Below are 16,881 nucleotides of genomic sequence, written 5' to 3'. Positions count from 1 at the left end.
GGTAAGGTTAGGCTAACTTGATCGCCTTGGAAGGGTGCTGAGTCCTCGATGACGGAACCGACCGCTCCTCATGTACTGCTCTCTCCCGCCCACTTCACCGATGTACGCCGGCGCGTCGGCGACTACGGCGACCGGACCATCGCCGAGGCGTCCGCCATCGGGCTGGCGTACTGGGCGACCGGCGCCGGCCCCGACGGCATCGATCTCACCCCCGGCACCTCCTTCGCCGACGTCCTCGGCTGGGTCGACAACGGCGGTGGCGGAAGCCCGGGCTGGGAGGTCGGCGCGGACGGCCTGAGCATCACGCTCCCCGACGGCGTCCGGCCGGACGAAGCGCAGCTCGCCCTGGACGACCTGGCCGGCTTCCCGGACCGGCCCGTCGGCACCATCGGCCCCTCCAGCGTCGCGGCACGGATCGAGACCCTGGCCCGCTGGAACGACAACCGGGCCGACCGGGTCCGCCCGACCCTCATGGAGCTGTTCCGCGAGCAGGCCCGCGCCCGGCCGGACGCCGTCGCGATCGTCGACGAGCACCGCACCCTGACCTATCGTCAGGCGGCCGCGCGATCGGCCCAGTTGGCCCACCACCTGACCGAGCGCGGCCTCGGTGCCGAGCAGGTCGTCGGGATCTCCCTCGGCCGCTCCGCCGAGATGGTCATCGGCCTTCTCGCCGTACTCCAGGCCGGGTGCGCGTTCGTACCGCTCGATCCGCAGTGGCCCGCCGCCCGCAGGGCCGTCGTCATCGAGGACGCGGGGGTCGTGCTCCAGCTCAACAGCTCGGGCGGGTCCGACGCCGCCGAGCCGGACGCCGTCGCCGTCGACCTCGGCGCCTGGGGGTTCGGTTCCTACCCGGCCGAGCCGCCCGAGGCGGACGTCCACGCCACCTCCCTGGCGTACGTCATCTTCACCTCCGGTTCGACCGGCCGGCCCAAGGGCGCCATGATCCGCCACGAGGCGATCAGCGAGCGCCTGCTGTGGCAGCGGGAGGAGATCCTGCGGTTCGGCCACGACGACGCGTCGCTCTTCAAGGCGCCGCTCTCCTTCGACATCTCCATCAACGAGATCTTCCTGCCGCTGGTCTCCGGCGGCCGGCTGGTGATCCTGCGGCCCGGCGGCGAACGCGACCCGCACCACCTGCTCAGCGTCATCGCCGAGCAGCGCGTCACCTTCACCTACCTGGTCTCCTCCATGCTCGACGTCCTCCTGGAGATCGAGGCCGGCTCCGGCCGGCTCGACAGCCTGCGCCACGTCTGGTGCGGCGGCGAGGTGCTGACCCCGGAGCTGTACGAGCGGTTCCGCACCCGGCTCGACATCCCCATGTACCACGGCTACGGCCCGGCCGAGACGACCATCGGTGTCTCCCACGTCATCTACCGGGGCGAGGCCGAGCGCCTGTCGACCTCGATCGGCCGGGCCAACCCCAACACCCAGCTCTACGTGCTGGACGACGAACTGCGCCCGGTCCCGGTCGGCGTCGGCGGCGAACTGTACGTGGGCGGGCTCCTCCTGGGGCGCGGATACGTCGGGGCCCCCGGCCTCACCGCCTCCCGGTTCGTCGCCAACCCCTTCGCCTCCGACGGCTCCCGGCTGTACCGGACCGGCGACCTGGCCCGTTACGCCCCGGACGGGTCGCTGGACTTCCTCGGCCGGGCGGACAACCAGATCAAGATCCGCGGGATGCGGCTGGAGATCGAGGACGTCGAGGCCTCCCTCGCCGAGCACCCCCGCGTACGGCACAGCTGTGTCGTCGCCCGGAAGAACAGCGCGGGCGGCACCTACCTGGTGGGGTACGTCATCCCCTCGGGCGGCTGCGAAGAGCTGACGGCCGACGAGGTCACGGCCTGGGCCACCGCCCACATGGTCGAGTACATGGTCCCCGCCCACCTCGTCGTCCTGACGGAGTTCCCGCTCACCGCCAACGGCAAGATCGACCGCGCCGCCCTGCCCGAACCCGCCCGGCCCACCGGCGGCCTCGTGGCACCCGCCACCGAGAACGAGCGCCTGGTGTGCGCTGCGGTCGCGGCGGTGCTGCGGCTGGACGAGGTCGGCGTCGACCAGGACTTCTTCCAGCTCGGAGGCGACAGCATCCTGGCGATCTCCCTGCTCAGCGCCCTGCGGGACGCGGGCCTCCATGTGACGGCGCGCCAGATCTTCACCCACAGCACCGTCGGGGCACTGGCGGCGGTGGCGAGCCGCGACGACGTCTCCACCGTGGACCACGCCGACACCCCGACCGGCTCCGTCGTGGGGTCGCCCATCGTGCAGTGGCTCGGCGAGACCACCGACGCGATCGACGGCTTCGTCCAGTCGGTCGTCCTCAACACCCCTCCGGAGCTGACGCCCGACGCGCTCGACACCGTCCTCGCCGCCCTGCTCGACCGCCACGACATGCTCCGCGCCCGGCTGGTGCGCGGCGAGCGCTGGAGCTTCGACATCCCGCCGGCCGGGCAGGCCGTCGTGGGGTGGCAGGAGAGCGACGGGCCGCTGGAGGAGTGCGTCGAACGCGCCACCGAAGGGCTCGACCCGGACAACGGCGTGATGCTCCACGCCGTCTGGCGCCGCGCCGCACACCAACTCGTCCTGGTCGCCCACCATGTGGTGATCGACGGCGTGTCCTGGCGGATCCTCATGGACGACCTGGCCACGGCCTGGCGGCAGCACGCCACCGGAGCCCCTGTCGAACTCCCGCCCGTCGGTACGTCGTTCAGGCGCTGGACGCAGCTGCTCGGGCGCGCTCCCTTCGCCGCGGACCGTACGTACTTCCAGCGCGCCCTGCCCGGCGAGGACGCACCGATCGGCAGGCGCGCCCTCACCGAGGCCGACACCGTGGCCCGGGAGCGGACCCGGACCTTCTCCGCCGGCCCCGAGGAGACGGCCGCCCTGCTCGGGGAGATCCCCGCCAAGTTCCACGCGGGCGTCAACGACGTCCTGCTCACCGCCCTGGCCGTCGCCCTCGCCCGGTGGCGCCGCGACCGGGGTCAGGGGCAGACCTTCGCCCACATCGAGCTGGAAGGGCACGGCCGCGAGGGGCGGTTCGTGGCCGACGCGGCCGGGTTCGAACCCGAACTGTCGCGTACGGTCGGCTGGTTCACCACCCTCTTCCCGGTGACGGTCGACCCCGGCGCCGCCCCCGACCTCACCGATCCCGGCTACCTCGCCGCCGCCCTCAAGGCGGTCAAGGAGGACCTCGCCCGGGTCCCGGGCAACGGCCTGTCCTACGGCGCTCTGCGCTATCTCGGCGACACCGAACTCACCGCGCCCGCACCCCAGGTGCTCTTCAACTACCTGGGCCGCTTCGACGCCGGGGCCGCCGGGCACTGGCAGCTCGCGGGTGCCACCGGGCAGTTGGGTGAGAAGCGCGACCCCAGGATGCGCCTGCCGCGCGCCCTGGAGTTCAACGCGATCGCCGAACCGGGCGCCGACGGCGCGTACGAGCTGGTCACCACCCTCTCCTGGCCCGAGGGCGTGTTCACCGACGAGGACATCGCCACCCTCGGCGCGTACTACGGCTCGGCCCTGTCCGCCCTCGCCGCCCTGGAGGAGGGCGGCCATACCCCCAGCGACTTCCCGCTGGTGCCGCTCACCCAGGCCGACGTCGACGACCTGGACGGCACGGAGCTGCGGGACATCCTGCCGCTGACGCCGTTGCAGGAGGGCCTCTACTTCCACTCGGTCTTCGACGACGACGCCACGGGCAGCTATGTGGAGCAGCAACTGCTCACGCTGGAGGGCGCGGTGGACGCCGCCCGGCTCGCGGCGGCCGCCACCCGGCTGCTCACGCTCTACCCCAACCTGGCCGCCCGCTTCACGGCCCTCGCCGACGGCCGGGTCGTCTCCGTCATCGAGAGCGGCACCCGGGCGCCCTTCACCGCACTGGACCGCCCCGGCATCACCGACGACGAGATCCGCGACCTCGCCGAACGGGACCGCCGCACCGGGTTCGACCTCGCCACCGGCCCCCTGATGCGCTACACCCTCATCCGCGCCGGAGCCGGCCGCACCGTCCTGGTGCAGACCGTGCACCACATCATCGCCGACGGCTGGTCCGTCCCGCCGATGCTCCGCGCCCTGCTGGCCGAGTACCACGCACCGGGCTCCGTCCACCCGCTCGGCGGCTACCGCGACTACGTCCGATGGCTGGCCGAACAGGACCAGGACGAGAGCGACCGGGTGTGGCGCGACGAGCTCGCTGAGCTGCCCGGCCCCTCCCTGGTCGCCGAAGGCCACACCCCCTCCGAGCACTTCGCCGACATCGCGGCCGAGCCCGCCGACGACATCGACATCGCCGCACGGTCGGCCGGCGTCCCCGTGAGCGTGGCCGTGCACAGCGCGTGGGCGGTGACCCTGGGCTCCATCCTGCACGGCCGGGACGTCGTCTTCGGCTCCACCGTCTCCGGGCGCGACGCCGAGGTCCCCGGCATCCGGGACATGGTGGGCCTGTTCATCAACACCATTCCCGTACGGGCCCGCTGGGCCGCCACCGACACCGCGTACGACCTGCTCACAGCGGTGAAGGAGCACCAGAGCGCGGTGCTGGCCCACCAGCACGTCTCGCTGGCCAGGATCGGCCGGCAGGCCGGCGCGGGCTCGCTCTTCGACACCCTGGTGGTGTTCGACGTCGCGACCGACGTGAACGCCCTGCGCGGCCCGGACGACACCCTCGCCATCACCGGCATCGTCAACGAGGGTGCCCCGCACTACCCGTTGACGCTGGTCGTCGAGCGGGCCGACGACGGCCGCCCGCGCTTCAACCTGATCTACGACGGGGAGCTGCTGCGCCAGGAGAGCGCCGAGGCGGTCCTGCACACGTTCACCCGGACCCTCACCGAGCTGCTGAGCCGCCCGGACGCCCGGGTCGACGAGCTGGCCCGTGAAGCGGACCGGGTCCAGGAGCGGGTCGCGCCGACGACCCTGGGCGAGCTGTTCGACGCCGCCGCGCGCCGCGACCCGGCGGCCAGGGCCGTGACCCAGTGCGCCCTGGACAGCGCCGAGCGGTCCCTGACGTACGGCGAACTGGCCGCCGCCAAGGAGGCGTCGGCCGCCGTCCTGCGCGCGGCCGGAGTGCGCCCCGGGCAGCGGGTCGCCGTCGCCGTCCCGCGCTCCCTGGAGCAGGTCGTCGCCCTGGTCGCCGTCGTCACCGCCGGAGGCGCGTACGTACCGCTCGACCTCGCCTACCCGGACGAACGGCTGGAGTACATTCTCGCCGACTCCGCCCCCCAGGTCGTCCTCGTCGACCGGGACCAGCGCGACCGCTTCACCCGGCTGCTGGAGAAGGCGGGCGTGGCGGCGCGGGTCCTCGTCCAGGGGGAGGAGGACCCGCCCGCCGCCGACACCGCCGCACCCGTGGTGAGCCCGCAGGACCCGGCGTACGTCATCTACACCTCCGGCTCCACCGGCCGGCCCAAGGGCGTCGTCGTCCCGCACTCCGCGGTCGCGACGCTCCTCGCCAACACCCGGCCGGACATGTGCTTCGGGCCGCACGACGTCTGGGCCCAGTTCCACTCCTTCTCCTTCGACTTCGCCGTCTGGGAGCTGTGGGGCGCCCTCGCGCACGGCGCCGAACTGCTCGTCCCCGACTACGCGTTGACCCGCTCACCCGTCGACTTCCACCGGCTGGTCCGCGAGCGCGGGGTCACCGTGCTCAACCAGACCCCTTCCGCCTTCCACCAGTTCATCGAGGCCGACCTGCACGCCGGTGAACCGCTCCCGGCGCTGCGCCGCGTCATCTTCGGCGGTGAGGCCCTGGACCTCGGGCGGCTGCGCGGCTGGGTCGAGCGGCACGGCACCGGCTCGCCCGAGCTGGTCAACATGTACGGCATCACCGAGACCACCGTCCATGTCACCCACCGGGTGCTGAGGGATGAGGACTTCGCCCGCTCCACCGACATCAGTCCGATAGGTGGCCCGATTCCCGGTCTGGCCACCTATCTGCTCGACGACCGGCTCCGGCCGGTGCCGCCGGGCCGGGTGGGTGCCATCTATGTCGCGGGCGATCAGGTGTCGCTCGGCTACCTGGGGCGCCCCGGGCTCACCGCGAGCCGCTTCGTGGCGAACCCGTTCGCTGCCGACGGCTCCCGGATGTACCACACGGGGGACCTCGCCCGCCGGACGCTCGACGGCGAGCTGGAGTTCGCGGGCCGCGCCGACGACCAGGTGCAGCTGAAGGGATTTCGGGTCGAGCTCGGCGAAGTCGAGGGAGCCATCGGAGGGTTGGCCGGCGTCGTCGATGTGGCCGTCACCGTGGCGGACAGCGGCGACCACCTCGTCGCGCACATCGTGGGCGAGGTGCCCGCCGACCTCACCGCCCTGCTCTCCGCCAAGCTGCCCGTCCACATGGTCCCGGGCCGCTTCCTGCCGCTCGACGCACTGCCGCTGACGGTCAACGGCAAGCTGGACCGCAAGGCCCTCACCGAGCGCGCGGCCGCCGCCACGCGAGAGGACGGACCGACCGTCCCGAGCGGCTGCCAACTCGCGTCACTGATCGGCATCTTCGCCGAGACGCTGCCCGGCGCCGCCGTGGACGCCGACACCGACTTCTTCGGCGCCGGAGGCGACAGCATCGTCGCCATCACCCTGATCAACCGGGCCCGCGCCCTCGGCCTGCCGATCGCGCCCCGGGACGTCTTCCTGCTCAAGACCCCGCGCGCCCTCGCCGGCCACCTGGCCACCCGCACCCCCCGGACCGCGCCGACCCCGCCCACCCGGCGCGAGGACGGCCCGCTGCCGCTCACGCCGATCATCCTGCGCCAGCGGGAGCTGGGCGGCTCGCTGACCCGGTTCGCCCAGGCCAGGACGCTGGTGGTGGCCGAGGGGACCGGCCTCGCCGACATCCGGCGGGCCGCGAACGCCGTCGTGGCCGCCCACCCGGCCCTCCGGCTGCGGCTGCGCGTCGAGCACGGCGTCTGGGCCCTGCGCACCGAACCCGCCCGCGAGGCCACCGTGGTCACCCCGGACACCGCCGACCCGACGGCCGCCGCGAACGAGGCGGCCGGGCGGCTCGACCCCGAGGCCGGAGACCTCATCGCCTTCTCCTGGCCGGCGGCGAGCCGCACCCTGGTCGTCACCGTGCACCACCTCGCCGTCGACGCGGTGTCCTGGCTGATCCTCCTGGACGACCTGACCACTGCCCTGAGCGGATCCGCCCTCCCGCCGCCGACCACGCCGTACGCCGAGTACGCCGAAGCCCTCGCCGTACGGTCGGCGGAGTCGGCCGACGGTCTCGGACACTGGATCACCACCCTCCAGGCCCCGCCCCTGGTCCCCGCGCCCACGGACACGACCGAGCCCACCACCCTGCGTGAGACCACCGTCGTCCTCCCGCCCGATGTCAGCGACCTCGTGACGCGCACCGCCCCCGCCGCCCTCGGCGTCGGCCTCACCGAGCTGCTCTGCGGCGCCCTGCGCACCGCGCTGACCCACATCCAGCCCACCCCCACCGACCTGGCGATCGACCTGGAGCGCCACGGCCGGGCCCCGGCCCAGGAGCACCACGACTACACCCGCACCGTCGGCTGGTTCACCTCCATCGCCCCCGTACGGCTCACCCCGCACACCGACCCGGTGGCGGCGGCCCGCGAGATCGCCGACCGCCAGCCGGACGAGGAAGGGCACGTCGCGTACGGCAGGCTCCGCTACCTCAACCCGCAGACGGCCCCCCTCCTCACCGCCCGCCCCCAGGTCCTCTTCAACTACCTCGGCCGGGGCGGCGAGTCGCAGGCCCTCCAGGTCACCGGCGGCGAGCAGAGCAGCCCGTACGCCGTCGAGGTCAACGCCTGGACCGACGACGCCACCGGCAGCCTGCACGCCGCCTTCACCCTCGCCGCGGGCATCCCCGACACGCTCACCGATCACTGGCTCGCCGCCCTGACGCAGATCGGGAACGCCTCCGCGACCGCCGAACGCACCGCACCGGTCACCCCCCTCCAGCGCGGCCTCTTCTTCCAGGCCCAGCTGGCGGGCGCGGCCGGACACTACGTCGCGCAGAGCTACTTCACCTTCGACCGGCGCCTGGACCCCGACGCCCTGGCCGAGGCGATGGCGCACGTCATCGGCCGCCACCCGGTCGTCGGCGCGGGCTTCACCACCGACGACGACGGCAACCCGGTCCAGCTCCTCAAGGCGGGCCGCCGGGTCGGCGTCCACACGGTCGAGCTGACCACGGACGCCGAGGTGGACGACCTGTGCACCCGGGACCGCGAGCGCGGCTTCGACCCCGGGGAGCCGCCGCTCATCCGGGTGACCGTCGTGCGCCTGCCGGACGGCCGGGACGGGCTGCTGCTCAGCTACCACCTGCTGCTCTGGGACGGCTGGTCCCGCGAGATCGTGCTGCGCGACCTGTTCGACGCGTACGAGGCCGTCGTCACCGGCGAGCCGCGGGACGCGGCTCCGGCCGTGCCGGGCTTCGAGGAGTACGCCCGGGCGCTCGCCGCCAAGGACCCCGCCGTATCGGAACGCTTCTGGGCGGACCACCTGACCGGTCTGTCCGGGCCGACGCTGCTCGCCGGACCCGCCCCGGACCTCAGCGAGGAGCTGCCCGAGCCGCTCGTGCAGACGCTCTCCGCCGAGCTGACGGAGCTGCTGCGGGAAGCCGCCCGCGTCCACGGCGTCACCCTGAACTCGGTGCTGACCGGCGCCTTCGGCCTCCTCCTCGGCGCCCGCACCGGCCGCGCCGACGCCGTCTTCGGCGTCACCGTCTCGGGCCGGGAGGGCGAAGGGCACGGCGACATCGTCGGCGTCCTGCTGAACACCGTGCCGATGTGGACCCGGGCCCGGCCCGAGGAGACGGTCGGCGCGTACCTGTCGGCCGTGCAGGCGGCCCGGGTGGCGGCGATGGACCACGAGCACCTCGGGCTCGGCGAGATCCAGCGGGCCAGCGGGCACGACACCCTGTTCGACAACCTCTTCGTGCTCCAGAACTTCCTGGACCTGGACGCCTTCGCCGCGATGAACGCCCGCCACGGCATCACCTCCGTCCGGGCGGACGACTCCACGCACTACCCGTACACCTGGGTCGTCACCCCCGGCGACCGGCTCACCGTCAAGCTGGAACACCGCCACGGCGACCCCGACTCCGCCCGCCGTCTGCTGGACGACTACCTGCGGGTGCTGGAGGACGTGGCGCGCTCGACGACGGGGCGGATGGGCGCTCTGCGCGGACTGGGGCCCGACCCCGAACCCGCCGAACGTACGGACATCGGTACGGACACCGTCGTCGACCGCTTCGATCTCGCGGCCGACCGCCACCCCGAGCGGATCGCCCTCGTCGCCGACGGTGCGACCCTGACCTTCGCCCAACTGCGCGACCGCAGCCGGGCCGTGGCGGGCGTGCTCGCCCGGCGGGGCATCGGCCCGGAGACGACCGTGGGGCTGGCGATCCCGCGCTCGCCCGACTGGATCGCGGCACTCTTCGCCGTCCTGCGGGTCGGTGCCGCGTACGTCCCGCTGGAGCTGGACCACCCGGACGAGCGGATCGCGACCATCGTCGAGGACGCGCGGCCCGAGGTGATCCTCACCGTGAGCAGTGTGTCGCCCCGGCTGACCGGCGAGCTGATCGAGCTGGACCGCCCGCTGCCGGCCGCCGAGCCGTACGTGACGTTCGCCCCCGACGATCCGGACCGGCTGCGCCACCCCGCGTACACGATCTACACCTCCGGATCGACCGGGAAGCCGAAGGGCGTGGTGACCGAGTACGCCGGTCTCACCAACATGCTGATCAACCATCAGCGCCGCATCTTCGAGCCGGTCCTCGCCGAGCACGGCCACCGGACCTTCCGGATCGCGCACACCGTGTCGTTCGCCTTCGACATGTCGTGGGAGGAGCTGCTCTGGCTCGCCGACGGCCACGAAGTCCACATCTGCGACGAGGAGTTGCGCCGCGACGCACCCCGGCTCGTCGAATACTGCGGCGAGCACGCGATCGACGTGATCAACGTGACCCCGACCTACGCGCAGCAGCTCATCGCCGAAGGGCTGCTGGACAACCCGCACCAGCGGCCCCCGCTCGTGCTGCTGGGCGGTGAGGCCGTCACCCCGACGCTCTGGCAGCGGCTCGCCGAGACCGAGGGCACGGTCGGCTACAACCTGTACGGTCCCACCGAGTACACCATCAACACTCTCGGCGTCGGCACCTTCGAATGCCTCGACCCGGTGGTGGGCGTGGCCATCGACAACACCGAGGTGTACGTCCTCGACCCCTGGCTGCGGCCGCTGCCCGACGGGGCCCCCGGCGAGCTGTACGTGGCGGGTGTCGGTATCGCCCGCGGCTATCTGGGCCAGAGCGCCCAGACCGCGCACCGCTTCGTCGCCTGCCCGTTCGGCGCACCCGGCGAGCGCATGTACCGGACCGGGGACCTGGTGATCCGCCGGCCCGACGGGAACATCGTCTACCTCGGCCGTACCGACCAGCAGGTCAAGATCCGCGGCCACCGGGTCGAACTGGGAGAGGTGGAGGCCGTGTTCGCCGCTCACCCGGCGGTGCGGTTCGTCGCCGCCGTCGCCCAGCCCGACCCGCAGGTCGACGGCGCCTACCGGCTGGCCGCCTATCTGGTGCTGGAGGGATCCGAGTTGGCGGACGTGGCCGGTGAAGTCAGCGCGGGGCTGCCGGACTTCCTGCGCCCGACCCACTTCGCCCAGGTCGACAGCATCCCGCTGACCGTGAACGGGAAGGCTGACACCAAGGCGCTGCCCGAGGCGCGGCCGCTCGGCGCGCTGACCACGGCGGGGGAGCGCGGACCTTCGAGCGAGACCGAGACCGTGGTCTGCGAGTTCTTCGCCGAGGCACTGGACCTGGACGACGACGAGGTGAGCGCGGTGAGCGACTTCGTGTCCCTCGGAGGGCACTCCATGCTGGCGGTGCGGCTGATCGGGCTGCTCCGCCGCGAGTACGGTCCAGTGATCACGATCCGTGATCTGTTCACCCTGCGAACTCCGGAAGCGATCGCCCGCCATCTTGATGAAACCGACACACCTGATGAAACCGACACACCTGATGAAAACCGACACACCTGATGAGAACTGGCACGCCTGATGGCAACTGACACGCAGCGGCCCCGCCCGGGAGCCGCCATCCTGCGGACCGCTCTGCGTCGCAACATCGGCGCCATGATCGCGGGTACGGTCCTCATGGGCCTGTACCAGGCGGCGGAGACCGCGTTCCCCATCGCGCTCGGGCTGATCGTCGAGCACACGATGCAGGACCGCAGCCTCGGCTCGCTCGGGGTGTCGATCGGCTCGCTCGCCGTGATCATCACGACGGTGTCGCTGTCGTGGCGGTTCGGCATGCGGGTGCTCCAGAAGGCCAACACGACCGAGGCGCACCGCTGGCGGGTCCAGGTGGCCGCCTGCGGGCTCCAGCCGGTGGCCCGGGATGTGGACGGGCTGAAGTCCGGCGAGATCCTCACCATCGCCACCGAGGACGCCGACCAGACCGCCGACATCATCGAGGTGGTGCCGCTGCTGGTCAGCTCCCTGGTCGCGGTGGTCGTCGCCGCGGTCGCGCTGAGCCTGGCCGACATACGGCTCGGCCTGCTGGTGATCGTGGGGACCGTCGGCATCCTGTCGATCCTCGCGGTGATGTCCAAGCGGATCGGCTCCAGCACCCAGGAGCAGCAGGCCAAGGTGGCGCGGGCCGGGGCCAAGGTCGCCGACCTCATCATCGGCCTGCGCCCGCTCCACGGCTTCGGAGGCAACCACGCGGCGTTCGGCTCCTACCGCAGGGTCAGCACCGACGCCAAGCGCCAGGCGATCACCGTCGCCCGCGTGAACGGCGCGTACGCGGGCACCGCGCTGGCCCTCAACGCCGTCCTCGCCGCCGCCGTCTCGCTGACGGCGGGCTGGCTGGCGTTCGAAGGGCGGATCTCCATCGGTGAACTGGTCATGGCCGTGGGCCTCGCGCAGTTCATCATGGAACCGCTGAAGATGTTCTCGGAGATGCCCAAGTACGTGATGATCGCCCGCGCCTCCGCCGAGCGCATGGCGCTGGTGCTCTCCGCCCCGCCCGTGACGGTTCCGGGTCCCGAACGACCGGCCCCGGGAGGCGACCTGGAGGTCGACGGCGTCCGCCACGGCACCCTGCGCGGGGTCAAGTTCACCGTCGCCGCCGGGGAGTTCGTGGCGATCGCCCCCTACCAGCCGCGCGCGGCGGCCGACCTCGTCGCCGTGCTCGCCGTGAACGCCGCCCCACCCGCGTACGAGGGAGTGGTCCGGCTCGGCGGGCAGGAGCTCGCGGACCTGTCGGTCGAGGCGGTCCGCGAGCACATGCTGGTCAACCCGTACGACGCGGAGATCTTCGGCGGCACCCTCCGGACGAACATCGACCCGTCAGGCAGCAGCCGTACGCTCTCCGAGGCCGTCGAGGCGTCCATGCTGACCGATGTCGTCGCCCTCCACTGCGACGGGCTCGACTACGCGGTCCGCGACCGCGGGGCGAACCTGTCCGGCGGGCAGCGCCAACGGCTCTCCCTGGCCCGTGCGCTGGCCGCCGACACCGACGTACTGGTCCTGCACAACCCGACCACCGCCGTCGACGCGGTCACCGAGCAGCTCATCGCCCGCAACATCGCGAAGCTGCGGCGAGGCCGCACCACGGTCGTGATCACCAGCAGCCCGGCGCTCCTGGACGCGGCGGACCGGGTGCTCGTCCTCGACGAGGGCGTCATCACCGCCGAGGACACCCACCGCAACCTGCTCGCGGGCGATGAGGAGTACTGCCTGGCCGTGGCCCGGTGAGCCACCGGCGGGGGCGGATCGCCGCCCCCGCCGGTGCTCAGCCCAGCGCCCAGGCGACATCCCTCAGGAGGGCCTGCCGCCAGCCCGCCCGGTCGTGGTCCGATGCGGACCGCGAGACCCGCACGGTCGCCCCGGCCCGCTCGGTGAGCGACTCGGCCAGCTCGCAGTGGGGCAGCATCCGTGTCTCGTGCTCCCCCACGTCGAACGCGCACCGCAGGGAGGACAAGTCGGGCCCCCGGCGCAGGAGTTCGGCGACGGTCCCGCCGACAGGACCGCCCAGCGGGTCCGCCGCCCCCTCGGCGCCGGGCGCCCACCAGAACGACCCCGACTGGCAGGCGATACGGGAGACGAGCTCCGGGAACTCCAGCGCCGCGTAGAGCGCGCTCAGCCCGCCCAGGCTCTGCCCGGCGACCACCAGCCGGTCCAGGCCGGCCCGTACACCGGATCCGGCCACCAGGGGCAGCAGTTCGTCCCGGACCGCCTCCCACAGCTCGGGGCGGCAGGCGAACTCGGCCTCCCGGTCCTTGGCCGGGAGGAAGACCAGCGTGACGGGTTCCAGCTCGCCGGCGGCCACGGCGGACTCGAACGCGGACATCGCCGGGTGGAGGTACAGCCAGTCGTCCCCGTCGAGCAGCAGGACCACCGGTCCGCCGCCCGCGACCGGGTGGACGCGCACGGTCCGCCGCCCGCCGAGCCGCTCGCTGCTCCAGCGCAGCCGGGTGTCGGGGAGGGACAGGATGGCGTCCGGGCCGAGGGCGGGCCAGTGCGGCTGGGGCGGGGCGTCCGGGGTCGAGGCGATGGAGCGGTCACCGCCCGCCCCGGCCGGGTTGAGGGGATCGGCGTGGCCCTCGCCGTCCACGAGGAACCGGTAGGTCACCCGCAGCCGCGCGGGCATGGGGACCTCGGCGTACCAGCAGTCGGTTGCGGCCCACCGCCGCAGGGGCAGGGGCCCCGACCAGCTCTCGAAGTCGAGGTCGGCCGGAGACCCGCGCCACAGGAACAGCGTCAGCCAGCCGTCGCCGGCGGGGACCGCCAGGGGCGTCCGCGCCGCGGCCCAGAACGCGTCGGTGCCGGGCTTGCCGGGAAGGCCGAAGGCGGCGAAGGGGCTCTCCGCGTCGGCCGCTTCAGCTGCTTCAGCTGCTTCGGCCGCGGGGCCGGGTCCGGGGGCGGTCATGGCTGACCAGGGAGCCGGATGAGCAGGCGCATGAACGTCTCCTGGGGAGAAGGGAGGGGGTTCGCTCTGAGTAAGGCGAGCCTAACCCGGAGATCCTCTCCACTCCAGGGACTCTCCGTTCCTGGGGCGTTCCGCGCTGCGAGCCGCACGGGCTCTCGCTAGCGTGGCCGTGCGGAGCCCCGCCCCCACGAGCAGAAGGGCCTCACGATGGACCGACCACCGCACACGGCGAGAGGCGACATCGGCCGACGTGTCGCGGCGCGTCGCCTCCAGCTCGACCTGTCCCGGCAGGACGTGGCCCTGAGGGCGGGTGCCGCACCCGGCTACATCCAGTACGTGGAGGAGCAGTCCGCGACCCCCGGGATCGGCTTCCTGCTCCGGCTCGCCGACGCCCTGGAGACGACGGTCCAGGAGCTCACCGGCGGGACCGTGGACCTGCCGGGCGGGCTCGGCCGGGCGGCCCGGGGGGCCCGGATGGCCGAACTCGACGAGACCGAATGCCGGGCCCTGCTCGGTGACCACGGGGTGGGGCGGGTGGCGCTGAACGACGGCGACGGGCCGGTCGTCCTGCCGGTGAACTACCAGGTGGTCGACGGCGAGGTCATGTTCAGCACGGGGGAGAGCTCCCCGCTCGCCGGAGCGGCCGGAACGCAGATCGCGTTCGAGACCGACCACATCGACGACGCCTTCAGCAAGGGCTGGAGCGTTCTGCTCGTGGGAACCGTCCGCGTCGTGGAGGACGAGGACGAGGCGCGCCGGCTCAGGGAGACGGCGTACTCGGCCCCCTGGGCGGGGGAGGGGCGTGAGCACGTCATGGTCCTCGTGCCCCGCCGGATCACCGGGCGCAGGATCGTCGTGGACGACGCTCCGGGGGACGCGGGCTGACCCGGGGACACCGGGCGGGGCGGCTGCGGCGGATGGGACGGCGGGCGCGGGTCACTCGAAGGGGACGACGGCGACCGGGGCCGGGCTGTGATGGATCGCGGCGTGCGCGACATGGCCGAGGTGCGGGCCCACCGGGGAGCGCCGGCTGCGCCGCCCCACGACCAGCAGACCGGCGCTCCGGGACGCGTCGACGAGCGCGGCCGCCGCGGGCCCGACCACCGCCTGCTCCGTCACCCGGACGGCCGGGAACTTGGACCGCCAGGGCCGCACCATCTCGGCCAGCCCCTCGGTGGCCTTCCGGCCGAGCCCGCTGCCGACGCCCGGGTCCAGGATGGCGGTGTACCCGTAGGCCGGGGACGGGGACCAGCTGTGGACGATCCGCAGCTCCTCGTCCCTGCGCGCGGCCTCACCGAAGGCGAAGGCGAGCAGCGGGTCGCACGGCTGCTCGATGTCGACGCCCAGGACGATGCCGGAGCCGGCGTCGCCGGAGCCCGCCCCGGACGAGGCCGAACCCGACCGTACGAGCACCACCGGCCGCCGCGCCCGGCCGACGACGGCGAGCGACACCGAGCCGATCAGGAAGCCGACGACACCGCCGAGCCCGCGCGACCCCAGCACGGTCACCTCGGCCTCGTTCGCGGCGGCGGTCAGTTCGGCGGGCGCACGGCCGCGGGCCATCTCGGTGGTCACATCGAGGCCGGGCCGGTCGTCCCTGACCCGGTCGGCCGTGGCGCGCAGCAGGGTCTCGTACCGCTCGACCAGTGATTCGGCGGAGAGCACCGGCACCTCCGCGGTGACGGGCCACTCCTCCACATGGATGAGGTGGAGCGGGACGTCGAGCAGGGAGGCCTCCTCAGCGGCCCACAGCGCGGCCGCCAGGCTCTCGGGGGACTCGTCCATTCCGACGGTGACGTGGGGGGTCATGGCCAGGGCCTCCTCGGTGCGCGGGGCTCCGGGTGCGGAACCCTGCGTCCAGCCTCCCCGCGGCGGCGCCCGCCGGGCGAGGGGCCGAGAGGGCCGGATCGGGGCCGAAGGGCCCATGCACGGGGGCGGCGCTGCGGTGCGACGGTGGAGGAGTAGTCCCGGGCGAACCTGAGCCCTCAGGCCACCCGGAGCGCCCGGCCATCCCGAGCCCCGGGCCACCCCTGAGGAGGAGCCATGACCAGCGACCTTCCCGACCCCGCGGAACTCGGCGCCGTCGTCGTCGGAGTCGACGCGTCCCCGCCGGCCCGGGCAGCCGCCCTCTGGGCCGCCGCCGAGGCGGACCTCCGTGGGCAGCCGCTCACCGTCGTCCACGCCGCCGACATCGAGGGGCGTTCCGTCCTCACGTCGGCCGAGACTCTCCAGGCCCTCTGGGACGCGGCGGGCGACGTGCTGGCCGAGACCGTCGACGCCGTACGGGAGAAGTACCCGGACCTGACCGTGACGAAGGAGCTCAGCCGTGGCGACGCGGTGGCGTCACTGCACGCGGCGGCCGACGACCGGGGCACGATCGTGGTGGGCAGCAGGGGGCTCGGCGGCTTCGCCTCACTGACGCTCGGCTCCGTCGGACTGGGGGTGGCCGCACGCACCGAGGTGCCGGTGATCGTCGTACGGGGCGAGCCCGACCGCGCGGCCACCGGGGTGGTCACGGCGGCCGTGCACGGCACGTCCGACCTCGACTGGCTGCTGATCGCCGCCGCCGAGGCGCACGTCCGCAACGCGTCGCTGCGGCTGCTGAGCGTCAGCAACGTGCTGACGTATGTCGGCCGGTTCACCACCATGCTCGACAGCGTCGGGGAGATCACCGAGGAGAAGGTGCACGAGACGGCCGCCATGGCCGACCGGATACGCAAGAGCTATCCCGGCCTCACCGTCACCCACGACGTCGAGACCGGGACCAGTGTGCCCGGCATCCTGGTCGAGGCCACATCCATCACGGACCTGCTGGTCATGGGCGCCCGGCACCGGGTGATCGGAGGCGGTTCCGCGCTGGGCCGGGTGACCCACGCGCTGCTGCACCACGGGCACTGCCCCGTCCAGATCGTCCCGCCCGGCTACGCGGCGACGGACGACGACGGCAGCTGAACGAAACGCGACCAAGGGCGTCGGTGAGG

6 protein-coding genes are annotated in these 16,881 nt (G+C 73.2%); 4 read left to right on the top strand and 2 right to left on the bottom strand.

Annotation, left to right across the window (positions count from 1 at the left end):
- Positions 1–48: 48 nt before the first annotated feature.
- Together IF17_RS0115655 and IF17_RS0115650 are read left to right on the top strand one after the other, a co-directional pair.
- Positions 49–11,007, top strand: a complete 10,959-nt coding sequence (locus IF17_RS0115655) for a non-ribosomal peptide synthetase (protein ID WP_051884013.1) — start codon at positions 49–51, stop codon at positions 11,005–11,007.
- 18 nt (positions 11,008–11,025) lie between these two features.
- Positions 11,026–12,726 (top strand): ABC transporter ATP-binding protein, encoded by a 1,701-nt coding sequence (locus IF17_RS0115650; RefSeq protein WP_030566304.1) that lies wholly within the window; start codon positions 11,026–11,028, stop codon positions 12,724–12,726.
- A gap of 37 nt (positions 12,727–12,763) precedes the next feature.
- Here IF17_RS0115650 and IF17_RS0115645 read toward each other — a convergent pair whose 3' ends face one another.
- Complete coding sequence (locus IF17_RS0115645; RefSeq protein WP_051884012.1) at positions 12,764–13,900, bottom strand: alpha/beta hydrolase-fold protein; 1,137 nt, start codon at positions 13,898–13,900, stop codon at positions 12,764–12,766.
- A gap of 207 nt (positions 13,901–14,107) precedes the next feature.
- On the opposite strand from IF17_RS0115645, the gene IF17_RS0115640 reads away from it, so the two are divergent.
- Positions 14,108–14,785 (top strand): helix-turn-helix domain-containing protein, encoded by a 678-nt coding sequence (locus tag IF17_RS0115640; RefSeq protein ID WP_030566300.1) that lies wholly within the window; start codon positions 14,108–14,110, stop codon positions 14,783–14,785.
- Positions 14,786–14,836: 51 nt separating this feature from the next.
- Here the strand turns inward: IF17_RS0115640 and IF17_RS0115635 are convergent, their stop codons facing one another.
- Positions 14,837–15,709, bottom strand: coding sequence for a universal stress protein (locus IF17_RS0115635; RefSeq protein ID WP_030566298.1), 873 nt, complete (start codon positions 15,707–15,709; stop codon positions 14,837–14,839).
- Between the two features lie 234 nt (positions 15,710–15,943).
- Between IF17_RS0115635 and IF17_RS0115630 the strand changes: the two genes are divergently transcribed.
- Positions 15,944–16,852 carry a universal stress protein gene (locus IF17_RS0115630; RefSeq protein WP_030566296.1) on the top strand — a complete coding sequence of 303 codons (909 nt, stop codon included), beginning with the start codon at positions 15,944–15,946 and terminating at the stop codon, positions 16,850–16,852.
- The last annotated feature ends 29 nt before the right edge of the window (positions 16,853–16,881 follow it).

It is taken from the genome of Streptomyces cyaneofuscatus (assembly GCF_000718135.1).
In the GTDB taxonomy this organism is placed as follows: Bacteria; Actinomycetota; Actinomycetes; order Streptomycetales; family Streptomycetaceae; genus Streptomyces; species Streptomyces cyaneofuscatus.
The sequence above is the reverse complement of the archived record's forward strand: the minus strand, read 5'-3'. Positions and strand labels throughout refer to the sequence as shown.